20 protein-coding genes are annotated in these 24,239 nt (G+C 67.2%); 16 read left to right on the forward strand and 4 right to left on the reverse strand.

Going from position 1 to position 24,239, the window contains the following annotated elements; translation table 11 throughout:
* The first annotated feature begins 37 nt into the window (after positions 1-37).
* The 5 genes from ACLQ3C_RS08090 (at position 38) to ahcY (ending at position 5,280) form a co-directional block, all read left to right on the forward strand.
* On the forward strand, positions 38-355 hold the full coding sequence (locus ACLQ3C_RS08090) for a WXG100 family type VII secretion target (protein WP_425704534.1): 318 nt from the start codon (positions 38-40) through the stop codon (positions 353-355).
* Between the two features lie 154 nt (positions 356-509).
* The gene (locus ACLQ3C_RS08095; protein WP_425704535.1) at positions 510-812 is read left to right on the forward strand and encodes a WXG100 family type VII secretion target; all 303 of its coding nucleotides are present in this window, start codon (positions 510-512) and stop codon (positions 810-812) included.
* Between the two features lie 134 nt (positions 813-946).
* The gene (locus tag ACLQ3C_RS08100) at positions 947-1,894 is read left to right on the forward strand and encodes a cation diffusion facilitator family transporter (protein ID WP_425704536.1); all 948 of its coding nucleotides are present in this window, start codon (positions 947-949) and stop codon (positions 1,892-1,894) included.
* 119 nt (positions 1,895-2,013) lie between these two features.
* Entirely contained in the window at positions 2,014-3,567 is a 1,554-nt protein-coding gene (locus tag ACLQ3C_RS08105) for an amino acid permease (RefSeq protein ID WP_425704537.1), read from the forward strand.
* 204 nt (positions 3,568-3,771) lie between these two features.
* Entirely contained in the window at positions 3,772-5,280 is a 1,509-nt protein-coding gene (gene ahcY / locus ACLQ3C_RS08110; protein ID WP_425704538.1) for an adenosylhomocysteinase, read from the forward strand.
* A gap of 84 nt (positions 5,281-5,364) precedes the next feature.
* On the opposite strand, the gene ACLQ3C_RS08115 is transcribed toward ahcY, so the two are convergent.
* Together ACLQ3C_RS08115 and ACLQ3C_RS08120 are read right to left on the reverse strand one after the other, a co-directional pair.
* On the reverse strand, positions 5,365-5,937 hold the full coding sequence (locus ACLQ3C_RS08115) for a hypothetical protein (RefSeq protein ID WP_425704539.1): 573 nt from the start codon (positions 5,935-5,937) through the stop codon (positions 5,365-5,367).
* Between the two features lie 587 nt (positions 5,938-6,524).
* A complete protein-coding gene (locus tag ACLQ3C_RS08120; protein ID WP_425704540.1) occupies positions 6,525-7,163 on the reverse strand; it encodes a dTMP kinase in 639 nt (212 codons plus the stop codon).
* Between the two features lie 97 nt (positions 7,164-7,260).
* On the opposite strand from ACLQ3C_RS08120, the gene mtrA reads away from it, so the two are divergent.
* From mtrA to lpqB, 3 genes are read left to right on the forward strand one after another with little or no spacing between them, the layout of a single operon-like run.
* Positions 7,261-7,947, forward strand: a complete 687-nt coding sequence (gene mtrA, locus ACLQ3C_RS08125; RefSeq protein ID WP_425704653.1) for an MtrAB system response regulator MtrA — start codon at positions 7,261-7,263, stop codon at positions 7,945-7,947.
* Complete coding sequence (gene mtrB, locus ACLQ3C_RS08130; protein WP_425704541.1) at positions 7,944-9,611, forward strand: MtrAB system histidine kinase MtrB; 1,668 nt, start codon at positions 7,944-7,946, stop codon at positions 9,609-9,611. The genes mtrA and mtrB overlap by 4 nt, the downstream gene beginning before the upstream one ends.
* Positions 9,601-11,358 carry an MtrAB system accessory lipoprotein LpqB gene (gene lpqB / locus ACLQ3C_RS08135; RefSeq protein ID WP_425704542.1) on the forward strand — a complete coding sequence of 586 codons (1,758 nt, stop codon included), beginning with the start codon at positions 9,601-9,603 and terminating at the stop codon, positions 11,356-11,358. The genes mtrB and lpqB overlap by 11 nt, the downstream gene beginning before the upstream one ends.
* A 10-nt stretch (positions 11,359-11,368) precedes the next feature.
* On the opposite strand, the gene ACLQ3C_RS08140 is transcribed toward lpqB, so the two are convergent.
* Entirely contained in the window at positions 11,369-12,085 is a 717-nt protein-coding gene (locus ACLQ3C_RS08140) for a ComF family protein (RefSeq protein ID WP_425704543.1), read from the reverse strand.
* Positions 12,086-12,566: 481 nt separating this feature from the next.
* On the opposite strand from ACLQ3C_RS08140, the gene hpf reads away from it, so the two are divergent.
* The 3 genes from hpf to ACLQ3C_RS08155 all read left to right on the forward strand — a co-directional run bounded on the left by hpf (position 12,567) and on the right by ACLQ3C_RS08155 (position 16,972).
* The gene (gene hpf / locus ACLQ3C_RS08145) at positions 12,567-13,325 is read left to right on the forward strand and encodes a ribosome hibernation-promoting factor, HPF/YfiA family (RefSeq protein WP_425704544.1); all 759 of its coding nucleotides are present in this window, start codon (positions 12,567-12,569) and stop codon (positions 13,323-13,325) included.
* 178 nt (positions 13,326-13,503) lie between these two features.
* Positions 13,504-16,326 (forward strand): preprotein translocase subunit SecA, encoded by a 2,823-nt coding sequence (gene secA, locus ACLQ3C_RS08150; RefSeq protein ID WP_425704545.1) that lies wholly within the window; start codon positions 13,504-13,506, stop codon positions 16,324-16,326.
* A 64-nt stretch (positions 16,327-16,390) separates the two neighbouring features.
* Positions 16,391-16,972: an Rv3235 family protein gene (locus ACLQ3C_RS08155; RefSeq protein ID WP_425704546.1), complete on the forward strand. Its 582-nt coding sequence runs from the start codon at positions 16,391-16,393 to the stop codon at positions 16,970-16,972.
* A gap of 15 nt (positions 16,973-16,987) precedes the next feature.
* Here the strand turns inward: ACLQ3C_RS08155 and ACLQ3C_RS08160 are convergent, their stop codons facing one another.
* Complete coding sequence (locus tag ACLQ3C_RS08160; protein WP_425704547.1) at positions 16,988-18,067, reverse strand: 2,3-butanediol dehydrogenase; 1,080 nt, start codon at positions 18,065-18,067, stop codon at positions 16,988-16,990.
* 190 nt (positions 18,068-18,257) lie between these two features.
* Between ACLQ3C_RS08160 and ACLQ3C_RS08165 the strand changes: the two genes are divergently transcribed.
* The 5 genes from ACLQ3C_RS08165 (at position 18,258) to ACLQ3C_RS08185 (ending at position 24,227) form a co-directional block, all read left to right on the forward strand.
* The gene (locus tag ACLQ3C_RS08165; RefSeq protein ID WP_425704548.1) at positions 18,258-19,703 is read left to right on the forward strand and encodes a wax ester/triacylglycerol synthase domain-containing protein; all 1,446 of its coding nucleotides are present in this window, start codon (positions 18,258-18,260) and stop codon (positions 19,701-19,703) included.
* 77 nt (positions 19,704-19,780) lie between these two features.
* Positions 19,781-20,347 (forward strand): DUF6912 family protein, encoded by a 567-nt coding sequence (locus ACLQ3C_RS08170; protein ID WP_425704654.1) that lies wholly within the window; start codon positions 19,781-19,783, stop codon positions 20,345-20,347.
* Positions 20,348-20,448: 101 nt separating this feature from the next.
* Positions 20,449-21,576, forward strand: a complete 1,128-nt coding sequence (locus ACLQ3C_RS08175; protein WP_425704549.1) for a ferredoxin reductase — start codon at positions 20,449-20,451, stop codon at positions 21,574-21,576.
* Between the two features lie 113 nt (positions 21,577-21,689).
* Positions 21,690-22,793 carry a GNAT family N-acetyltransferase gene (locus ACLQ3C_RS08180; protein WP_425704550.1) on the forward strand — a complete coding sequence of 368 codons (1,104 nt, stop codon included), beginning with the start codon at positions 21,690-21,692 and terminating at the stop codon, positions 22,791-22,793.
* A gap of 111 nt (positions 22,794-22,904) precedes the next feature.
* Complete coding sequence (locus ACLQ3C_RS08185; protein WP_425704551.1) at positions 22,905-24,227, forward strand: fatty acid desaturase family protein; 1,323 nt, start codon at positions 22,905-22,907, stop codon at positions 24,225-24,227.
* Positions 24,228-24,239 lie beyond the last annotated feature (12 nt).

A 24,239-nucleotide genomic window follows, 5' to 3' on the forward strand; every position in this document is an offset into this window, starting at 1 on the left:
TCGCCACGTCGGTGCCGAATCTATGAGGAGAAGCACCATGAATCTCGATGGAGCAGTCGATGTCGATATCGCGTCGGGTCAGGCGACGGCGCAATCGGTCTCGCAGATCGTCGACGACATGCAGGCGGTGATCCGTCAGATCGCCAGTGCCGCATCGACTGGGGTCTCCAGTTGGAACGGGCGGGCGTCGAATGCGTTCGACAACACCCATTCCGATTGGAATTCGTCGGCGAGGGCACTCAACACCGCGCTCGACGACATCCGCAATCAGCTGACCGCTGGTTTCGGCGGCTACGAGGACAACGACTCGCAGGCCGCGGGTGGGTTCGGCGGCGCGGGTCCGTTGCGCCTGTAGGTCCGATGCGGGTGGCGGAATCGGCCGCGTCCCGCGACCGCACCGACCGCCGACGTTCGACACATCACCGAAGCGGCACATCACCGTCAATCGACACATCACCGTCAATCGACATATCACCGGCAAATCGACACATCACCGAAAGGAATTCCCCATGTCCGGGAGAATCAAGTACGACTTCGCCGCCCTCGGCGACCTCGAAGGCGGACTGAGCGCGCAGTTCGGCCGTCTCGAAGACCTGGCAGGCCAACTGAAGACGCAGGTGGCCGCGCTCGACGGCAACTGGCGCTCACCCGGGGCCAAACAGGCCTACGATGCCGCCCAACAGAACTGGGACCGCGTGTTCGCGCAGTCGCGGGAACAGCTGCTCGGCATCCAGCGGGGCGTCACGAATGCACGCACCGTCATGAACGAGACCGACTCCTCGATCGCGCGCGGCTTCGGAGGAATGGTCTAGCGTTTTCGTGTTCGGCCTCCGGCGGTCCTGCCGTGGCATCGCCGCCACGGCAGGGCCCGCCACGGGCAGGTTGTCGCTAGAGTTCGGTGTGTTCACCAGCGTGCCGGATTTCCGGCGAATGAGAGGGTCAGCACTTGTCCGCCGAAGGTTCCAAGAAAGCGATCGTCGCCGCGTTATGCGCCAACGGCGGGATCGCCATCGCCAAGTTCGTCGGGTTCGCCATCACCGGCTCCTCGTCGATGCTCGCCGAGGGCGTGCACTCTGTCGCCGACACCGCCAATCAGGGCTTGCTGCTCATCGGCCAGCAACGTGCCGGGCGGCGAGCCGACCGGCTACATCCTTTCGGATATGGGCGTGACCGCTACTTCTACTCGTTCGTTGTCGCGCTCGTCATCTTCGCGCTCGGCTCGCTTTTCGCGCTCTACGAGGGTGTCGAGAAGATCATCCACGCCCACGACCACGGCCTGGAGTCGCCACTTGTCGCAGTGGTCATCCTGCTCGTCGCGATCTGCCTGGAGGGCTACAGCTTCTCGACCGCGGTCCGCGAATCGCGACCTCTCAAGGGTCCGGCGAGTTGGTGGCGATTCATCCGCAACTCACGTAATCCGGAACTGCCGGTCGTCCTGCTCGAGGACTCGGGGGCACTGATCGGTCTGGTCCTCGCGCTCGGCGGCGTCGGCCTGACCATGGCGACCGGTGACCCGATCTGGGACGGCATCGGCACCGTCTGCATCGGCGTGCTGCTCGGCATCATCGCGATCGTGCTCATCGTGGAGATGAAGAGCCTCTTGATCGGTGAGGGCGCCACCGAGAGCGAGCAAGCCGCGATCATGACCGCGCTCACCGCCGACGGCGTCGAGCGCGTCATCCACATCAAGACCCAGTACCTCGGGCCGGAGGAGATGCTCGTCGCGGCGAAGATCGCGATGCCCGCACACGCCGATCTGGCGACCGTCGCCCGAACCATCGACTCCGCCGAGTCGCGGGTGCGCGCCGCGGTGCCGCAGGCCCGGGTGATCTACCTCGAGCCCGACCTGGACCGCGCGGCCGCGGCACCCGTATCCGCGCCGAAAGCCCCGTGAGCCCCGGTCGCGTCGGCTAGCGTCGAGACCACCGCACCTGTCGGCAAACACGCTCGCCGGGACCGCCGTTCGACTCGGCGTCCCGGCGTGTGAGCCCACGAGGAGAGAGGCCGAGGCTGATGGCGAATCCGTTGACCCGGGTCAAATCGGTGGAACAATCGATGGCCGACGCCGATGAGCCCGGACATCGATTGCGCAAGAACCTGACCGCGCTGGATCTGATCGTCTTCGGGGTGTCGGTGGTGATCGGCGCCGGCATCTTCACCGTGACCGCCTCCCAAGCCGGCAACAATGCCGGCCCGGCGATTTCGCTGGCATTCGTCATGGCGGCGATCGCATGCGGCCTCGCCGCGGTCTGTTATGCCGAGTTCGCCTCGGCGGTGCCGGTCGCCGGTTCGGCATACACGTTCGGCTACGCGACCTTCGGGGAGCTCCTGGCGTGGATTCTCGGCTGGGATCTCGTCCTCGAGTTCGCCGTCGGCGCGGCCGTGGTCTCCAAGAGCTGGTCGAGCTATCTGGGAAACTTCCTGCACTCCTTCTTCCCGTCGGTGGACAAGGACGTGCACGCGGTGTCGCTGGGTGGTGGGTGGAGTTTCGACTGGGGTGCGGTCCTCGTCGTCGCCGTCGTCACCGTCCTGCTCGTGATGGGAACCAAGCTGTCGTCCCGGTTCTCGGCCGTCATCACCGCGATCAAGGTGTCGGTGGTGTTGCTGGTGATCATCGTCGGCTTCTTCTACGTCAAGTCGAGCAACTACACACCGTTCGTCCCGCCGTCGGAGGGTGGCGGTGACGCGGCGAAATCCGTTGACTCGTCACTGTTCTCATTGGTCAGCGGCGCCGGTGACACCTCCTACGGCTGGTATGGCGTGCTGGCTGCGGCCTCGATCGTGTTCTTCGCGTTCATCGGTTTCGACGTGGTCGCCACCACCGCCGAGGAGACGCGCAACCCGCGCAAGGACGTGCCGCGCGGCATCTTCGGGTCGCTCGTCATCGTGACGGTGCTCTATGTGCTCGTCACCGTCGTGGTGACCGGCATGGTCAACTACAAACAACTCGCCGGTACCGGCACGGACTCCAAGAACCTCGCCGATGCCTTCGCCCTCAACGGGGTGACCTGGGCGGAGAAGGTGATCGCGATCGGCGCGCTCGCGGGCCTGACGACGGTGGTGATGGTCCTGATCCTGGGCCAGTCCCGGGTGTTGTTCGCGATGTGCCGCGACGGGTTGCTGCCGCGGCCGATGGCCAAGACGAATCCACGATTCGGGACACCGGCCCGGCTGACCATCCTCATCGGAATCGTGGTGGGTGTGGTCGCCGGCTTCTTCCCGATCGACAAGCTCGAGGAGATGGTGAACGTCGGTACGCTGTTCGCGTTCATCGTCGTCGCCGGCGGGGTGATCATCCTGCGGCACACCCGACCTGATCTCCAGCGCGGCTTCACCGTGCCCGGCGGACCGATCATCCCGGTACTCGCGATCGTCGCCTGTTTGTGGCTGATGCTGAATCTGTCGGCGCTGACCTGGATCCGGTTCGTCGTCTGGATGGTGATCGGGGTGGCTGTGTACTTCCTCTACGGCATGCGGCATTCGATGGTCGGCAAACGCGAGCGTGGTGAGGTGCCCGGCGCGGACAACGCCGTGGCCGCCGGTCCGGCGGGCGATCGGGAACTCTGAGCGCATCGACCGGCCGGGAAAGGCCGCACCGGGCAGCGCGCCGGTGACGTCCGATAGCCTGTTCGTCAGGTCTCTTCGTGGTGCCGTCGGTGCGCTGAAGCTTGTGCGTGAAGCCCTGCTCGCCGGCGTGCGACGCGACGAGCCACACCGATTCACCGAGCCACACCGATTCACCGAGCCACACCGATTCACAAAGGGGACCAGATGACCATGGTGCAGAACGACGCACCGCACGCAGACTCCGTCAACGGCATCGACTTCAAGGTTGCCGATCTGACGTTGGCCGACTTCGGACGCAAGGAGATCGGACTCGCCGAACACGAGATGCCCGGTCTGATGTCGCTGCGGCGTGAATACGCCGAGGTCGCGCCGCTCAAGGGAGCGCGGATTTCGGGTTCGCTGCACATGACGATCCAGACCGCCGTGCTCATCGAGACGCTCGTGGCGCTCGGCGCCGAGGTTCGCTGGGCATCCTGCAACATCTTCTCCACGCAGGATCATGCTGCCGCGGCGGTCGTGGTGGGGCCGCACGGCACCCCCGACGATCCCAAGGGTGTGCCGGTGTTCGCCTGGAAGGGCGAAACCCTCGAAGAGTACTGGTGGGCCGCCGAGCAGATGCTCACCTGGCCCGCCGGCGCCGGGAGCGAAGCGAACGGGTCGGATGAACCGCGCCCCGCCAACATGATCCTCGATGACGGCGGCGACGCCACCATGCTGGTGTTGCGCGGTGCCGAGTTCGAGAAGGCCGGTGTCGTTCCGCCCGCCGACGACAACGATCCCGCCGAATACAAGGTGTTCCTCGAGTTGCTGCGCAACAGCTTCGAGGCCGACAAGAGCAAGTGGTCGACGATCGCCGAGTCGGTTCAGGGCGTCACCGAGGAGACGACGACCGGCGTGCTGCGGCTCTACCAGTTCGCCGCAGCCGGTGAGTTGGTGTTCCCGGCGATCAACGTCAACGATTCGGTCACCAAGAGCAAGTTCGACAACAAGTACGGCACTCGGCACTCGCTGATCGACGGCATCAACCGGGGCACCGACGTCCTGATCGGCGGCAAGAAGGTGCTGATCTGCGGCTACGGTGACGTCGGCAAGGGCTGCGCGGAGTCGCTGTCGGGCCAGGGCGCGCGCGTGCAGGTCACCGAGGTCGACCCGATCAACGCCCTGCAGGCACTGATGGACGGCTTCGACGTGGTCACTGTCGAGGACGCGATCGGCGATGCCGACATCGTCGTCACCTCGACCGGCAACAAGGACATCATCCTGCTCGAACACATGAAGCGGATGAAGAACCAGGCCATCCTCGGCAACATCGGCCACTTCGACAACGAGATCGACATGGCAGGCCTCGAGCGGTCGGGTGCCAAGCGCATCAACATCAAACCGCAGGTCGACCAGTGGGTCTTCGACGACGGCCACTCGATCATCGTGCTCAGCGAAGGCCGTCTGCTCAACCTCGGCAATGCGACCGGGCACCCGTCGTTCGTGATGAGCAACAGCTTCTCCAACCAGGTGATCGCGCAGATCGAGCTGTGGACCAAGAGCGACGAATACGACAACGAGGTGTACCGGCTGCCCAAACACCTCGACGAGAAGGTTGCACGTATTCACGTGGAAGCGCTCGGCGGCACACTGACCAAGCTCACCAAGGAGCAGGCCGAGTACATCAACGTCGACGTCGAGGGACCGTACAAGCCGGAGCATTACCGGTACTGATCTCCGCCGATGTCAAACGTTGCTGCCCCGCTCGCAATCGAGCGGGGCAGCAACGTTTTTCATCCGTGGACGGTGACCCGCCGATCAGGCGGTGACCGCCGGTTCGGCGCCCGGGCAGTAGTACCAGGTGGAGTTCTCGCGCTCGAAGCTCACCGCGTCCTGCTTGCTGCTCGACCGCTGCGGCCCCACCTCGAGGTGGGTCTCGATGGTGGATTGCGCCACGTCGCCGTTGACCGAGGTGACGGCCAATCGTTCGAGGACGAGATTGCCCTGTTCGGTCGGCGCCTGCACCGCCGGGCGGGCTGCGCTGCACACGGCGGCCTGCATCTGGCCGACGTTGCGGGCATTGGCCGCTTCGATGTAGCGCTGCATCGCCGTGGCCAGCGCATATGCGGTCGCCGAACCACCGTCGGGTGCGCCGCCGGCATCCGGCGAGGTGGGCACGCTGGGCGTGCCGGGGTCGGGCGAGGTGGCGATGCCGCCGCCAGGAGTCGGCGTCGTGACGGGATTGCCGTCGGCGACGGTGTTGTCGGCGCTTCCGGTGTTCACCACGATCAGGGTCACGGCCAGTGCCACGATGGCGATCACCGCGAGCACCCCGGCGCCGATCGCGGCCAGCGCACCGTTGTTGCGTGGGCCCTTTTTCGGCGGCGGCATCCCCACATTCGGGGGTGCGCCGAACGGTGGGCCCGCGGCGTACGGCCCCGGTCCGTGGGTCGGGGGGCCGGGCGGTACGAACGGCGCGCGCGGTGGCTGCGACGGGTAAGGCTGTGGTGCGAACGGCTGAACTGAATATGGTTGCGCAGGTACCGGATTCGGGCGCGGTGGCGCCTGGTACGGATGTGCTGCCGGGGCCTGTGTTGGTGCTTGTGACGAGAACTGCTGCACCGCAAGGCTGTTGGGCGAGGATACCGGCGGGATCGGATATGCCGTCGTCGGCGCGTCCGCGCCCGCCGTCATCGTTCGAGTCGGCATCTGACCCGGATCCGGTGTCGGCGCGGCCGGTGCCGGCCCGGACGGTGTCGGATCAGGTGCCGACGGAGTGACGTCCGCAGCGGCCGCGTCCGGTGACTCCGGGGCCGACTCCTGCGGGGGAACGCCACCGCGGGGCGGCGGATAGGTCATATGTTTTCCTCGCGACGTGGGTGCAGCCCAGGCTATCGGACGTTGCTGCACGCCGTCACGAGAGTCATTCAGGCTGTGGATCAATACGGTGGGCGCTGTCGGCGGAGAGGTCGGCGCCCTCAGCGATGCTCGACGAGCAGATCGCCCAGTTCGGCGGGATCGGCGCCGGCCACCTCGCTCCACGGCGATGCCCACCCCGACCGGGCGAGGTCGCGGTACACGGCGTCGACGCTGCGTTGCAGATCGGAATCGCGCTCGTAATGGTCGCGGGGGCGCGACGGATCGTCGGCCGAGCGGGCGCGCGCACGGCGCATCGCGACCTCTGCGGGAACGCCAAGCAACAAGGTGTGGTCGGGGCGGGGCAGACCGAAGCGCCCGAACTCGAGGTCGCGTACCCAGGCGACGACCTCGCCGTCGGCGCCCTGATCGAGGCGGGCGGCGCTATAGGCGGCGTTGGATGCGACGTATCGGTCGGCGACGACGATGTCGTTGGCGTCGAGAGCGGACCGGATCTCCGGTGCCGCGGCTTGACGATCGAGGGCGAACAACAGGGCCATCGCGTAGACGCTGTCACGCAGATCGCCGTGCTCGCCGTGCAGCGATTCGGCGGCGATGTCGGCGAACACCGAACGGTGATAGCGGGGAAAGGCGAACGCGGCCACTGTGAGACCGCCTTCGCGCCAACGCCGCACCAAGCCCGTGACCAGCGTGTTCTTGCCGGCGCCGTCGAGTCCTTCGACGGCGATGAGACGACCCACGATGCGCTCCTGCAATTGCTCGGGCCCGGTGGCAAAGGCGCCCCGGCGCAGACGTCCGGCGCGTCGATCACGCCCGGATGGTCACAACAGTGTCACCATTGTGACCATGAAGCCACGGATCCTCGTCGTCGATGATGACGCGGCGCTCGCCGAAATGCTGACGATCGTGCTGCGCGGCGAGGGGTTCGAGCCGTTCGTGGTGGGTGACGGCACGCAGGCGCTGACCGCGGTCCGCGAGATCCGGCCGGATCTGGTGCTTCTCGATCTCATGCTCCCGGGGATGAACGGTATCGACGTCTGCCGGGTGCTGCGCGCCGATTCGGGTGTCCCGATCGTCATGCTGACCGCCAAGACCGACACCGTCGATGTGGTGCTCGGCCTGGAGTCCGGCGCCGACGACTACATGGTCAAGCCATTCAAGCCGAAGGAACTCGTCGCGCGGGTGCGGGCCCGGTTGCGCCGCACCGACGAGGAGCCCGCCGAACTGTTGTCGATCGGTCCGGTGGAGATCGACGTGCCGGCACACAAGGTCACCCGCGACGGCGTCCCGATCTCGCTGACCCCGCTCGAATTCGACCTGCTCGTCGCGCTGGCCCGCAAGCCGCGGCAGGTGTTCACTCGGGACGTGTTGCTCGAGCAGGTGTGGGGCTACCGGCATCCGGCCGACACTAGACTCGTCAACGTGCATGTTCAGCGATTGCGCGCAAAGGTCGAGACCGATCCGGAGAACCCCGAGATCGTGCTGACGGTGAGGGGGGTCGGCTACAAAGCCGGACCGCCGTGATCGGCCGTAACAGACGACGCGTCAACAGCACCTTCGGACGTCTGTCCCGCACCGCGAGCCGTATCGGTTCGGGCTTTGCCCGGGTCTGGCGGCGCTCGCTGCAGTTGCGGGTCGTGATGTCGACGTTGGTGCTGTCTTTTGTGGTGCTCTTGATTCTCGGGTTCGTGCTGATGAGTCAGATCACCGACCGGTTGCTCGACGTCAAATTGACCGCGGCGACCGAGGAGATCGAGCGGGCCCGGTCGTCGGTGGAGCGCGATCTCGCCGGCGGCGACGGCAACATGTCGATACAGAATCGGCTGCGCCAGACCCGATCGCTGCTGACCGACCGCGACATCGACAGCGGCCAGGCGTCGGGCAACGTCGGCACCTTCGATACGGTGCTCATCGTTCCGGGCCGGGGCGCCGACGGTGCGATAACCGGGGTGGGTCCGGTCTCGGAGATCCCACAGAACCTGCGTGACATGGTGCAGGGCGGTCAGATCGCCTACCAATACTCGTCGGTGGCCAATTCCTCGGGTGGCACCGAGCCCGCACTGATCATCGGCTCGCCGACCAACGCGTCGGTGCCGGGCCTGGAGTTGTACCTCGTGTTCCCGCTGACCACCGAGAACAGCACCGTCGATCTGGTGCGCGGCACGCTGCTGACCGGTGGCGTCGTACTACTGGGATTGCTGGCCGCCATCGCCTGGCTGGTGTCGCGGCAGGTGGTGATCCCGGTGCGGTCGGCCTCGCGCATCGCGGTCCGGTTCGCCGACGGACGGCTCAAGGAACGCATGCCGGTACGTGGCGAGGACGATATGGCGCGGTTGGCGATGTCGTTCAACGACATGGCCGAGAGCCTGTCCAAACAGATCACCCACCTCGAGGAGTTCGGCGGTCTGCAACGACAGTTCACCTCCGATGTCAGCCACGAGTTGCGCACCCCGCTCACCACGGTCCGCATGGCCAGCGACGTCCTCTATGAAGGCCGCGACGAACTCGATCCGGTGCGCCGGCGGTCGGTGGAATTGCTGGACAAAGAACTCGATCGCTTCGAGACACTGCTCAACGAGCTGCTCGAGATCTCCCGCCACGATGCGGGGATGGCCGAACTGGCCGCAGAGCGGATGGACATGGCGATCCCGATCGACGCGGCGTTGTCGACGGTGTCGCATCTGGCGGAGGAGACCGGCACCGAGCTGGTCCTCGATCTGCCGGCCGAGCCGGTTCTCGCCGAGATCGATCCGCGCCGCGTCGAACGCATTCTGCGCAACCTGCTGGCCAACGCGATCGACCACGGCGAACGCAAGCCGGTGACGCTCACCATGCGCTCCGACGGGGATGCGGTCGCGATCACGGTTCGCGACCAGGGCATCGGCCTGCGACCGGGGGAGGAGAAGCTGGTCTTCAACCGGTTCTGGCGTTCGGATCCGTCGCGATTCCGGCGCTCCGGGGGTACCGGGCTGGGGCTGGCGATCAGCATCGAGGACGCGCGGCTGCACCAGGGACGTCTGGAGGCGTGGGGCGAACCCGGCCAGGGAGCCTGTTTCCGGCTGACGTTGCCGCTGATACGCGGCCACAAGGTATTGGGCAGCCCGCTGCCACTGAAGGCGGCGGGGTCGACCAAGGTCAAGACCCTCCCCAAGCCGGTACGTGTGGAAGGGGCAGCCGGTGGTGAGTGATCTCGGACGGACCGGGGCGAGCCGACGTCTGCTGTTGCCGATCCTGTGCGTCATCGCAGCGCTGCTCGCCGCGTGCGGCGGCATCCCCGACGACTCGTTGCCGCAGCCCATCAGTTCCTTTGCGCGGGAGGGCCCGACCAACGCCGTCCCGGCGCCGCAGCCCGACATGGATCCGGAGGCGCTGGTCCGGGCGTACCTCAAGTCCACTGCCGCACCGACCGACGCACATGCGGCCGCCCGCAAATTTCTCACGCCGTCGACCGCGGCACAGTGGGACGAGCGTGGCGACGCCATCATCCTCGATGACATCAACACCTACGTCGATCAACGCAGCCAGACCGCGGTCCGGATGCGACTCGTCGGTGACAACGTCGGCGTCCTGAAGGCCGACGGGCAACTGCTGCCGGCGACCGGGCAGGTCGAGGCGACCCTGACCCTGACCCGGGTCGGCAATCAGTGGCGCATCGACGGCACCCTGCCGGACCGCACGATGATCGACCGCAACCAGTTCGAGGTGAGCTATCGGTCGGCGTCGATGTACTACAGCGACCCCGCCCGCACACATCTGGTACCCGATCCGCGGTGGCTCTACGGCGGCTCGGATTCGGATGCGACGACATTGATGAATACGCTGATCGGCGGACCGGCCGGTGATCTGTCGGCCGGGGTGGATTCGGCACTGCCGACCGGCGCTGCGCTGCATGGTCCGGTGTCCGCCCTGCCCGGTGGTGGGGTGCGCATCGGATTCACCGGCATCGGCAATCTATCCAGCAGGGACCGCAATCTGCTTGCAGCACAGGTCATCTGGACCCTCAACGGGGCTGACATCGGCGGTCCGTACGTCATCGATGCCGACGGCGCACCCCTGGTGGCCGAGCGCGCCGACGGCTGGCAGACCACCGATGTGCGCACCTTCGATCCGAGCGTGCAGCCCACCACCGACGTGGGGCTCAACCTCATCCGCGACGGCGCGTTGCTCAAGGTGATCGACAACGGCACGGCACCGGTGGCCGGTCCGCTGGGTTCGGGTCGGTCGCTGCGGTCGGCGTCGATCTCGGCCGACGGCCGGCGGGTCGCGGCGGTGCTCGCCGGGGACGGGCCGGGCGCACGGCTGAATCTGGCCGTCGGCGACTACGGGGAGGCGCCGGCGACGATCGCATCGGGAGCGTCGGTGACCCGGCCGTCGTTCGGCCCCGACGGCGACACCGTGTGGGCGGTCGTCGACGGCCGCCCCATCGAGTGGCGCCGCGACGATGCCGGCGGGGCCCGGGTCCTCGACGTCGACGCCGGGCAGGTCGGCGCGCTGGTCCGGGGACCGATCACCGAACTGCAGATCGCGCCGGACGGGGTGCGCGCTGCGATGATCGTGGCCGGGCAGGTGGTGTTCGCGGTACTCGCCGCCAACGCCGAAGGGCAGTTGACGCTGGACCAGCCGAAGATGGCGGCATACAACATCGGCAACCGTGCGGTCTCGCTGGATTGGGCCTCGCCGACCACCGTGATGATCGCCCGGGATGCCACCGACTCGCCGGTGGTGCAGGTGTCGATCAGCGGTACGCCGGCGGTCGGCCTGCTCAGCGGCAACGTCTCGCCGCCGGTGACCGCCGTCGTCGCCAACCCGACCACGGTCTACATCGCCGACCAGCGTGGCGTGCTGCGGCTCGGCAGTACGAACGGACAGGCCGACGAGTACTGGACCGAGGTGGAGCCCGCGATGCGGCCGGGCACGATTCCCGTCATCCCCTGAGGCGCGGAACTCACGCTCCGGCCAGCACGACCACGGCACCGATCTCGACGCCGTGCGCTCGGCAGGTGCGGACGGACTCGGCTGCGGTGGCGCCGGTGGTCAGCACATCGTCGACGAGGATCACCGCGCCGCGCGGGAGCCGGCGTCCGGTGCGCATCCGGATGCTGCCACGCAGGTTGGCGCGCCGATCCCGGGCGCCGAGACCGGCCGAATCCCGCGTGGTCATCGAGGTGACGAGCAGCGGTTGCACCCGGGCCCGCGGGCCGATGCGTGCGGCCGCGGCCGCCGCCACCGCGGTCACCGGGTCACCCCCGCGTCGCCGCGCCGCGAGTCGGCGCGTCGGCGCGGGGACCAGATGCAATCGCGTGGCATCGGGCATCTCACCCCACCGGGCCAGGGTGATCACCGCCTCGGCCAGGGCCGCGCCCAGCGGTGTGGCGAGGTCACGGCGTCCGTGTTCCTTCATCGCGATGATCGATGCGCGCAGCGGGCCGCGGTAACGGCCCACCGACCACACCGGCACGGGCAGCGCCACCCGCGGGTGCAACTCGACGGGGGCGTCGGCCACCCGGGCCGCGCAGTCGGCGCACCAGTCGACACCCGCACATCCGCAGCCGCCGCAGACGCGTGGCAGCACGAGGTCAGCGCCCTCGATGCTCACCCTGGTCGCCGCGGAGGCGAAGGCAGACCACCGTGACGGGTTCGCGCGTGCCGGGCCGGTCGTCATCGGATGAGCGTCGCATCCGCCGACGGTGCCGCGGGCGCGGTGGCACGTGATGCGTCACCCCGGGTGTGGACGGCGGTGGATCGGTGGATGACGTGGGTGGCGAGGGTGCGCGAGCACCGGCGTTGTCGGCCATTGCTCCCTCGCCTCGCGCGACGCACCGCGGGCGAAACGTGGCCGGAGCGCGAACATCCGACTACGGTCAGAGGTACAAGAGGTTGATTGGTCACCGCGGACCGCTCAGCGGCGCTCCGCGCCGGGAGGTGAGGCCACTGCAAATGGGTGCCGACCGTCGGTCGGCACTGATTCGGTTCCTGCTCCCCATCCTCATGCCCATATCTGCCGGACTGGTCGAAGCCACCAGGCGTTCATTCGAAACTGTTGGGCGCCAGCACTTCTCGTAACCTCTTGAGTGCGCGTGGGTCGTCGTATCCGATATCGGCATCGCGAGGCAGGGATGCACTTTCCACCGAGGAGGTAGCTCATGTCATCTGTGATCCACCGCAAGGGCCAGCGCGAATCCAAGGTCGCCGCCGTCGACGACATCGACAACCGATCCGCGTTCGTCGTACCACCGGGCACGGTGGAACCCGACGAACCCGCCGAACCCACCGCCACGGTCATGTTCAGTGGCCGCAACGTCGAAATCCCCGACCACTACCGGGTCTTTGCCGGCGACAAGCTCGCCCGGCTCGAACGGTACGACCCCACCATCTTCCGCTTCGACGTCGAACTGAACCACGAGCGCAACCGCCGCCAGTCCAAGGCATGTCAACTGGTGGAACTCACCGCGACGGGCAAGGGGCCGGTGGTCCGCGCCCAGGCCTGCACCGAGAACTTCTACTCGGCACTCGAGTCCGCGCTGGACAAGCTCGAGTCGCGGCTGCGCCGGGTCAAGGATCGCCGCAAGGTGCACTACGGCAACCGTCGCCCACTCTCCGTGGCGCAGGCCACCGAGGTCGGTGCTCCGCCGCTGCGCGACAACCAGTTGTCGGTCGATGCGGCCCCGTCCCGTGACGGGGCGCCCGAACGGCAATGGGACGACGGAGTCGCCGAGCGCAGTCCCGGCCAGATCGTGCGCGTCAAGGAACATCCGGCCGTGCCGATGACCGTCGATGACGCGCTCTATGAGATGGAACTCGTCGGACACGACTTCTTCCTGTTCCACGACAAAGAGGCCGACAGGCCGTCGGTCGTCTATCGACGTCACGCCTTCGACTACGGGTTGATCCGGCTCGCCTGACGCCCCGATGTCTCCGGGGTGGTGCGGCCCGCTCGGGCGGCACCACCCCGGGACCGCGGTGATATCCGGCGCAGCCGATCAGACCATGCTCAGCCGTCCTCGCTACGATGGAGGGCGGTCTGTGCGCTGCGCAGGCCGTGGTGGGTGACGTCAACATGAGTAAGGGACTCGATCAACGGTGCTGAACAAGCTGCTGCGCGTCGGCGAGGGCCGGATGGTGAAGCGACTCGATGCCGTCGCATCGCACGTCGAGACATTGTCCGATGAGATCGAGGCGCTCGGCGACGACGATCTCAAGGCCAAGACCGACGAGTTCAAAGAACGTCACGCCGACGGCGAGTCACTCGACGAGCTGCTGCCCGAGGCGTTCGCGGTGGCCCGCGAGGCCGCCTGGCGCGTGCTCGACCAAAAGCACTTCCATGTGCAGATCATGGGTGGCGCGGCGCTGCACTACGGCAACATCGCCGAGATGAAGACCGGTGAGGGCAAGACCCTGACCTGTGTGCTGCCCGCCTACCTCAATGCCATCGCAGGCAACGGCGTCCACGTCGTCACCGTCAACGACTACCTCGCCAAGCGCGACTCCGAGTGGATGGGACGCGTGCACCGCTTCCTCGGGCTCGAGACCGCGGTCATCCTCACCGGAATGTCGCCCGATCAGCGCCGCGTCGCCTACGCCGCCGACATCACCTACGGCACCAACAACGAGTTCGGCTTCGACTATCTGCGCGACAACATGGCGCACTCGCTCGACGAACTCGTGCAACGCGGCCACGCCTTTGCGATCGTCGACGAGGTCGACTCGATCCTGGTCGACGAGGCTCGTACCCCGCTGATCATCTCCGGCCCGACCGAGGGATCGAGTAAGTGGTACGTCGAATTCGCCCGCATCGCACCGCAACTCGAACGTGACGAGCACTACGAGATCGACATCAAGAAGAAGACCGTCGGCGTGCACGAGGCCGGGGTGGAGTTCGTCGAGGATCAGCTCGGTATCGACAACCTCTACGAGGCCGCCAACTCGCCGCTGGTGAGCTACCTCAACAACGCCATCAAGGTGAAGGAGTTGTTCCACCGCGACAAGGACTACATCGTCCGCAACGGTGATGTCCTCATCGTCGACGAGTTCACCGGCCGCGTACTCGACGGACGCCGCTTCAACGAAGGCCTGCACCAGGCCATCGAGGCGAAGGAAGGCGTCGAGATCAAGGCCGAGAACCAGACGCTGGCCACGATCACGCTGCAGAACTACTTCCGGATGTACGACAAGCTCGCCGGGATGACCGGTACCGCCGAGACCGAGGCCGCCGAGTTCGATCAGATCTACAAGCTCGGCGTGCTGCCGATCCCGACCAACAAGCCGATGATCCGCAAGGATGAGTCCGATCTCATCTACAAGACCGAAGAGGCGAAGTTCGCCGCGGTCGTCGACGACATCACCGAACGGCATGAGGCCGGTCAGCCGGTGCTGATCGGTACCACCAGCGTCGAGCGATCGGAGTATCTGTCGCGTCAGCTGGCCAAACGCGACATCCCGCACACCGTGCTGAACGCCAAGTTCCACGAGCAGGAAGCGCAGATCGTGGCCGAGGCAGGCCGGATCGGCGCGGTCACCGTGGCCACCAACATGGCCGGTCGCGGTACCGACGTCGTGCTCGGCGGCAACCCCGACATCATCGCCGACACCCGGCTGCGCAAGGCGGGACTCGATCCGGTGTCAACCCCCGACGAGTACGAGGCCGCGTGGGACGAGGCCATCGACACCGCGCGCACCAACGCCGCCGACGAGGCCGAGCAGGTCCGCGAGGCCGGTGGCCTCTACGTGCTGGGCACCGAACGCCACGAGTCCCGCCGGATCGACAACCAGCTTCGTGGCCGGTCGGGTCGTCAGGGCGATCCGGGCGAATCGCGGTTCTATCTGTCGCTCGGTGACGAGCTGATGCGCCGCTTCAACGGCGCGGCCCTCGAGGCGATCATGAACCGGGTGAACCTGCCCGATGACGTGCCGATCGAGGCGAAGATGGTCACCAAGGCCATCCGCAGCGCGCAGACGCAGGTCGAGCAGCAGAACTTCGAGGTCCGCAAGAACGTCCTCAAGTACGACGAGGTGATGAACGAACAGCGCAAGGTCATCTACGCCGAGCGCCGCACCATCCTCGAGGGCACCGATCATCGCGAACAGATCCTCGAGATGATCGCCGAGGTCGTCGGCGCCTATGTCGACGGCGCCACCGCCGATGGCTATGCGGAGGACTGGGATCTCGACGAACTGTGGACGGCATGCAAGGCGCTCTACCCGATCGATCTCGATCCCAAGGAGGTCGTCGGCGAGAACGAGTACGGCGAACGCGACGACATCTCCGCCGATGAGCTCAAGGCGATTCTGGTCGCCGACGCGCAGGCCGCCTATGAGAAGCGCGAAGACGAGATCACCGAGGTCGCCGGCGAGGGCGCGATGCGTCAACTCGAACGCACCATCCTGCTCAGCGTGCTCGACCGCAAGTGGCGCGATCACCTCTACGAGATGGACTATCTGCGCGAGGGCATCCACCTGCGGTCGATGGCGCAGCGCGATCCGGTGGTCGAGTATCAGCGCGAGGGCTTCGACATGTTCTCCGGCATGCTCGAGGGCCTGAAGGAAGAGACCCTGCAGTTCCTGTTCAACGTGCAGGTGCAGACCGAGGCGCCGCCGGTTGCGGCGCCCGCGGCCGCCTCTCTGCGCGAGCCGGCGCCCGCGCTGGCCGGTGCCGCCACCGGCGCGACGAGTCAGGCCCCGCCTGCGTTGCGCGCGTCCGGCCTCGGTGTCGGGGCCTCGGACGATTCGGAGATGACGTTCTCCGGTCCGGACGAGGACGGCAGCAAGGTGGTCCACAGCGAGACCGAGGAATTCGAGGATCCGGCGTCGGTGTCGGCGTCCCGGCGTGAGCGGCGTGCGGCTGCCCGGACGCAGGCGAAGTCGTCGCGTCCGAAGTCCCCGAAGGCCAAGAAGAAGCGTCGCTGAGGCGTCGGAAGAAGTTTTCGCCGTAGAAATGGAACCGGAGCGCCCACGGGTGCGTCCGACTTCCATGACCACAACGATCACCGCCCCGGACAGCGGCGCCTGCGCCGCCCCAGAAATCTCGGCCGAGCACCTGCGGTTCGTCCCGGCACCGGTCTACGAGCCGGTCGGCGAGCCCAGCAGATCCACCGACACCGCGGTGGTGACCCTGCCCGCAGGCGTCCCGCGGGTGCGGCGCAAGCCACCGGTGACGGTACCGGCGGCGACGCTCGAGGCGCGTCGTGTCGCCATCCGCACCGTCACGGCACTCTTCGAGGTTCTCGACCGTCGACGCGCGTTGGCCCACCTCGAGACGCTGGTGTCGCCGAAGCTGTATCAGCACGTCGAGACACTGCTACGGCCTGACCTCGTGCGTCCGGACGGGCGGGGCCCCGGTGAGACGGCGCACGTCCGGCGCGTGCACATCCAGATGCGCGATTCGACGACCGCGGAGATCTTCGGCAGTTACGAACGCGGACGACGGGTACGTGCATTCGCCGGACGCATCGAACGGGTGCCGGTCCGGGTACGCCAGGCGTCGCGCAGTCACCAGAGCATTCCGGTACGCGTCGAATATCGTTGGCGCCTGGCATCTTTGGATCTGGGCTGACAGATCGGCCGATGCTCAGCCGAGGCCGGCGCCCGAGGGGGATACGAGGATCTTCACCGCGGTCTCGTTGTGGTGCAGTAGCGTCTCGAAGCCCTGGTGGATCAGGTCGTCGAGCCCGATGCGTCCGGTGATGAACGGCGCGAGATCGACTTTGCCCTCCTCGACGAGCCGGATCGTCGCCGGATGGCTGTTGACGTAGGCGATGGTGCCGCGCATGTCGATTTCCTTGAGCACCAACTTCTGCATGTCGAGTTGGCCGGGATGGCCCCAGATCGACACCACCACAAGCACTCCCGTGGGTTTGAGGGCGTCGAAGAGGGTGTCGAGGGCCGGCTGCACCGAGGTGCATTCGAATCCGACGTCGGCGCCGCGTCCGTCGGTGAGGTCGCCGACGATCTGCGTCACATCCTGCGCCGAGGGGTCGACGGTGTGGTCGGCGACCCCGGTGTCGCGTGCCTTCTCCCGACGCAGCCGGCTCGGTTCGCTGACGATGGTGGTGATGCCCTGCGCCTTGCACACCGCGGCGGTGAGCAGGCCGATCGGACCGGCGCCGGTGATCAGTGCGACATCTCCGGCACTCGCGCCGCTGCGCTGCACCGCGTGATAGCCCACCGACAGCGGCTCGATCAACGCCGCCTGATCGAGCGGAACGTCCTTGGAGATCTTGTGCACCCAGCGTCGCGCCACGACGATCTTCTCGGCGAGTCCGCCGCCCCGCCCACCGAGTCCGATGAAGTTCATATCCGCCGACAGGTGATAGTCGTGGCTGTCGGGCCCGGTGTCGACGCCGTCGGCGATGATGTACGGCTCGACGACCACGTGATCACCGGGTGTGAGACCGTCGACTCTGTCGTCCACTGCCGACACCACACCGGACATCTCATGGCCCAGGGTGACCGGAGCACTCTCGCCGCTGATGGGCTGCGGATGGCCCGACGGTGGGATGAAGATGGGTCCGTCCGCGTACTCGTGGAGATCGGTACCGCAGATGCCGCACCACGCCACGTCGATGGCGACGCTGCCGGGCGTGAGCACGGGTTCGTCGATGTCCTCGATCCGGATATCTCCCCGGTCGTAGTAGCGTGCTGCGCGCATGACAATCGCTCCGTTCGTCGAGCGCCGGTGGTCCCGTCGCCGTCGTCGGGTCCGCTCGCACCGCACTGTGTTCACAGACTCAACGTTCACCGACTCAACGTTCACCGACTCGAACGTTGTTCACCGAGTCAACCGGCTGCGTTCGGGCCGATCAAGGGTTGCCGGGAGGTTGCAACACTAGGATCACACCGTGGCCAATCGGTTGTCCCCGCGCGAGGCGATGTATTACTTCCTGGATCCGGCCGGCGCGACCAGCCATCTCGGGGCGCTGCTGATCTTTGCCGACCCGGCGGCGTCGAGCGCCGGAACCACGTCGCCGGGTGCCGGTGGCGCCCTCGACTATCCGTCGCTGGTGTCGCTCGTCGAGAACCGTCTGCAACTGGCCCCGCGGTACCGGCAGGTCGTGCGCGCGGTGACGATGGGACTGGCGCGCCCGGTCTGGGCCGACGACCCCGACTTCGACATCAACTTTCACGTCCGCCGCTCCGGGTTACCGCGGCCTGGCACTCTCGGCGACCTGGCCGACCTCGTCGCGCGGGTGATGTCGCGGCCGTTGGACAGGTCGCGACCGCTGTGGGAGATGTATCTGATCGAAGGCCTGGGTGATGGCGGCTACGCGTTGCTGACCAAGACCCACCGCTGCGTCGTCGACGACTTCGCCTGCCCCGAGATCAGCCAGATCATCGCCGACGAGACCGCCGAGGCCGTCGAATACGAACCGGACCTGTGGATGCCGGGACGTCCGCCGGGATCGGGGGCGTTGGCGGTGGGCGCCCTCGCCGAGGCGGTGTCGCGACCGGGCGAGTTCATCGATTCGGTCATCACCGGCAACGGTGTCGTCGGCGGAGTCCGCACCGTCGTCGACTCGACGGTGCGACGCATCGGTGGTCTATTGGCCGATGTGACCGATGCGGCGCCGCCGAGTCCGTTGAACGCCTCCGGCAGTTCGTCGCAGATGGTCGCGGTGACCGGTGTGCCGCGACGGGAGTGCGCCAAGATCGCCGAACGCCACGGGTGCACGGTCAACGACGTCGTCTTGGCGATCATCAGTGGAGTCATGCGACGGTGGCTGTTGGGCTTCGACGTGGCCGCCGCGATCACCGACACCGTGCGCGTCGAGGTGCCCCTGGCCACACGTGTCTCCGGCGTGACGCCGTCGGTCGAACGCGAGGTCACGTGGATCGATGTGGGCAGCCCGGGGTTCGTGACCGACCTCCCGGTGGGGGAGGACAACCCCACTGTGCGGCTGGCGCAGGTCGCGGGCCTGGCCGATCGAAACGCGCAGTCCTCGCGCCGGGTCACCCTGGGGCCGCGGCCGCTGCTTGCCGAACTGGGCATGGTGCCCTTCGCCGAGTTCAGTTCGTGGGCGTTCCGGTCGTTGGGCACCCGCGGATACAACGTCCCGCTGTCCATCTCGACCATTCCGATCGCCGATCGGTATGTGTTGGGGCGCAAGGTAGAAAGTCTTTATCCGGTTCCTGGGCTGCTCGCCGGGCGCGCCTTGGCCATCGGTGTCGTCGAATACCGGGATCGGCTGCACTTCGGGTTCACCGCCGATCGCGGTGTGATCGGGGATCTGTCGGCACTTGCCGACTACGTCACCGAGTCCTTCGAGGAACTGCGCGAGGCCGACTGAGCCAACAGAGAATTGCCGGCGCGTCGCGGTGACACCCCGGCCAGTAGGGTGAGCCCGTGAGTGCGAAGGGGCAAGCGATGAGGGTCTACTTTCCGGCGACGCTGACGATGCTGATGGAGCTCGACGAGTCCGGCGAGTTCCGTCCCGTGGGCGGAACCGGTTTCGCGCTGACCCCCGCGCTGCGGGAATCGTTCCGGTCCGGCGACGACGAGGAACTCGCCGAGGTGGCGATGCGTGAAGCCGCACGTGCCGCGTTGCGGCTGCTCGCCGGTGAGGCGCCGGAGCCAGGTGACCAGGCGGCCGATGCCGACCTCGCTGCCGACGAGACCGAGACCAGGCCGGGGGACACCCCGAAGCTGCCGCCGCGGCGTGCGGTGGTCGCCGCCGACGTCGAGACGGTGACGCTGCATCCCGAACTCGACGACGCCGTCGTCCGGGTGGCCGGCCCGATTCCGCGCTCGGCGGTGGCGTCGGTCCACGTCGACGGTGCCGACGCCGAGGCGGCGGTGCGCAACGCGGTGGTCGTCATCGATGCCGCCGACCTCGGTGACGAGGACGCCGAACTGGCTGTCGGGGACGTCGAGGACTTCGACCTGGGGTGGTATGCCACCCAGGAGCTGCCGTTCCTGCTCGAACTTCTCTGAGCGCGGGGACCGGGTCGCGATGCCGTAACCTACGGTTGCGTAGGTCAGGGTGCGGGCCTCATGTGAGAACTGAGCGGTCCGCGAGTTCGAGGAGGATGTCGATGGGTTTCCGCGAACGTTTCGAGCAGCCGGTGGCGGGGATCGCCACCCGCTCGCGCGGCGGCCGATGGGTGCGCGCCGCGGTGGCGCGGGTGACCACTCCGCTGCTTCCCGACGACTATCTGCACCTGGCCAATCCGCTGTGGTCGGCCCGTGAACTGCGCGGCAAGATCGTCTCGGTGACCGCCGAGACCGAGGATTCGGCGACGATCCGCATCCGTCCGGGGTGGGGCTTCTCCTTCGACTACGTGCCCGGCCAGTACATCGGCATCGGCGTCCTCGTCGGTGGCCGCTGGACGTGGCGTTCCTATTCGCTGACCTCGGTGCCGCTGCTCACCGGCTCGAGGGGCACCCGCGACGACAAGACCATCGCCATCACCGTCAAGGCGATGCCCGAGGGGTTCCTCTCCTCGCACCTGGTCAGCGGACTGCGCCCGGGTACGGTGGTCCGGCTCGCGGCGCCCCGGGGAGAATTCGTTCTGCCCGAACCACTTCCGCGCAAGATCTTGTTCGCGACCGCGGGCAGCGGCATCACCCCGATCATCTCGATGCTGCGCACCATGGCCCACCGTGGGCAGCGCACCGACATCCGGCTCATCCACTGCACCCCGACCCCGGCGGATCTGCTCTTCGGTGATGAACTCGCGGCGTTGGCTGCCGACGGTGCCGTCGACCTCCACATCCGGTACACCCGTACCGAGGGCAAGGTGACCGGGGACTCGTTGCGAGAGTTGTGCCCGGATTGGGCGCAGCGCCAGACATGGGCCTGTGGGCCCGCCGGCTTCCTCGACATGGTCGGCGGCGTCTTCGCGGGCGGTCACGAGGATCTGCTGCACATCGAACGTTTCGCCCTCGAACGAGGCGCCGTCGGTGCCGTCGGCGGGACCGTCACCTTCGGCCGCTCCGGGCGCACCGAGGAGGTCGACGGCGCGACCACGCTGCTCGAGGCCGGCGAGGCGGCCGGGGTCCTCATGCCATTCGGTTGCCGCATGGGAATCTGTCAGAGCTGCGTGGTGACACTGGACCGCGGGTGCGTCCGTGATCTGCGGTCGGGGGCCGAGCACGTCGAAGGCGAACGCATCCAGACATGCATCAGCGCGGCGGCCGGGGACTGCACGCTGGACGTCTGAATCGGCTGTTCGGTGCGCTCGCGGGCGGGCACAGTCGCGCGCAGACATCGCGACGCCGACCGATAGCCGTTAGGCTCGGGATACGGCAGCCCTCGACCACGGAGGAGATCCGCGTGCGAGCCGAAGTGTCCCGATTGTCCGACGCGACCGAGGTTCCGGTGCGCTCCGACGGGGTGGTCACCCTGCGGGCACACCGAGGTGACGACATCGACCGCGTGATCGAGTACGCCACCGACCCACTGACGATGCGCTGGGCGCGTATGCCCTCGCCCTACGGCCGATCCGACGCCGAACGGTTCATCGACGACGCGCGGCGCGGGTGGGATGACGGCAGTGCGATGACGTGGGCGATCGAGTACGAGGGCAGGTTCGTGGGCAGCGTCGAGCTGCAGGGGCCGGGGCGGATCGTCGAGGTGGGCTTCGTGCTCCATCCCGACGGGCGCGGTGGGGGACTCGCACGCCGCGCGGTGGTGCTCGCGATCACCTACGCGGTGGCGCACCGCGACGTCGAGGTGGTGCGCTATCACGCCGCAGAGGGCAATCTGGCGAGTCTGCGAGTGGCACACGCCGCCGGGTTCACTCTGCTCGCCCGGCTGCCCGAGTGCCTCGAGATGAACAGCCGCGTCGTCGACGCCTGGTGTGCCAAGTGGCACGCCGGCGAGGACTTCGAACCTAAAACACAGTGGCGAGCAACGTCTTTCGATACCAAGCGATTCCGTCTGCGGCCGCTGGCGGAGAAGGACGACGAGCGTATCCGGGAAACCCTCGACGACCCGATCTCACGCAAGTACCTGTTCGAGCGGCCGAACCCGCTGACCGTCGAACATGCCGCGGCCGAACGCACCCGCAAATGGTGGACCGCCGCATGCGGGGACACCTGCACCTGGGTGGTCGCCGACAAGGAGACCGACGAGTACCTGGGAGACATCTCGATCTTCGAGATCGATGACGTGACCGGTGCCGAGATCGGTTTCTATACCCATCCGGCCGCACGGGGTAACGGTGTCCTGGGTGAGGCGTTCCCGGCGGCGGTGCGCCACATCTTCGATGTCCTCGGGATCCGGCGACTCACCATGTTCGCGGCCGCGTCCAACGAGGGCAGCCGCGCACTGGCCGGCAACGCCGGATTCAACGAATTCGGCACCCAGCCCCTGGCCGCGAGCTCCGACGGGCACATCGAGGACCTCGTGGGCTACGAGCTGCTGGCCGCCGACTGACGCACGCGGACTGGACAGGCGCCCTCAGCTAACCTACGCTATCGTAAGTTACGGAAACGTAGCCGTAGGTACGGGACCCGATTCCGCTGCGGCCCGAGGCGAGAGGAACGCATGGCGATCACCGACATCCCCGAATACGCCCACCTGTCCGACTCCGACGTCGAGGCGCTCGGCGCCGAACTCGACGCCATCCGCGCCGACATCGAGGCCGTGCGCGGCGAGCGCGATGCGCGCTACATCCGCAACACCATCCGTTTTCAGCGCGGGCTCGAACTCGCCGGCCGCACGATGATCGCCGGGTCGCGCCACCGCGGTCTCTGGTGGGCGGGGGCCGGCACCCTCGGGGTGGCGAAGATCGTCGAGAACATGGAACTCGGGCACAACGTGATGCACGGGCAGTGGGACTGGATGAACGATCCCGAGGTGCACTCGACGACCTGGGAGTGGGACAACACCGACCCCTCGGCGCATTGGAAGCACACCCACAACTACATCCACCACAAGTACACCAACGTGCTGGGGATGGACGACGACGTCGGCTACGGGCTGCTGCGCGTCACCCGGGATCAGCGGTGGCAACCGTTCTATCTCGGCAACCTCGTCTACAACACGATTCTGGCGCTTCTCTTCGAATATGGTGTTGCCGCACAGCATCTCGAACTCGCCAAGAAGCGTCGCACCCCGGAGGCCAAGGAGCAGTTCCGCCGCGACCTCGCCGATGTCGGGGCGAAGGTCGGCAAACAGCTCGCCAAGGACTACGTCGTCCAGCCGACGCTGGTGGCCGCCGCGGCGCTGGTGCTCGGCGGGGACAAGCGTTCGGCGGCAACAGCTTTCCGGAAGGCTGCGACCGCCGATGCGCTCGCCAACGTGATCCGCAATGTGTGGAGCAATGCGGTGATCTTCTGCGGGCATTTCCCCGACGGTGCCGAGAAGTTCACCAAGCAGGATGTCGACTCCGAGACCCAGGCGCAGTGGTATCTGCGACAGATGTTGGGCAGCGCCAACTTTCGCTGCGGCCCGGTCCTGGCATTCCTGAGCGGCAACCTCTCCTACCAGATCGAGCATCACATCTTCCCGGACCTGCCGAGCAACCGGCTCGCCGAGATCTCGGTACGGGTGCGCGCCCTGTGCGAGAAGTACGACCTGCCCTACACCACCGGCTCCTTTGCCCTGCAGTACGCCAAGTCGTGGCGCACCATCGCCAAGCTGTCGCTGCCGGACAAATACCTCAAGGCGACCGCCGACGATGCGCCGGAGACCGCCTCGGAGCGCCGCTTCAAGTCCGACGCGCTCGCCGGTACGCGGCTGCACGCTATCGTCGATCCGTCGACCGGGCGGCGTCGGGGGCTGCTTTCGGCGATCCGGGCGCTGCGCGATCGCCGCCGGCCCCAAGTGGGTCGATCGTCCCAGGTCATCGAGCGCCGCGCTGCGTGAGGCGCCATCGCA

The sequence above is a fragment of the Gordonia sp. DT30 genome, from assembly GCF_049844915.1.
In the GTDB taxonomy this organism is placed as follows: Bacteria; Actinomycetota; Actinomycetes; order Mycobacteriales; family Mycobacteriaceae; genus Gordonia.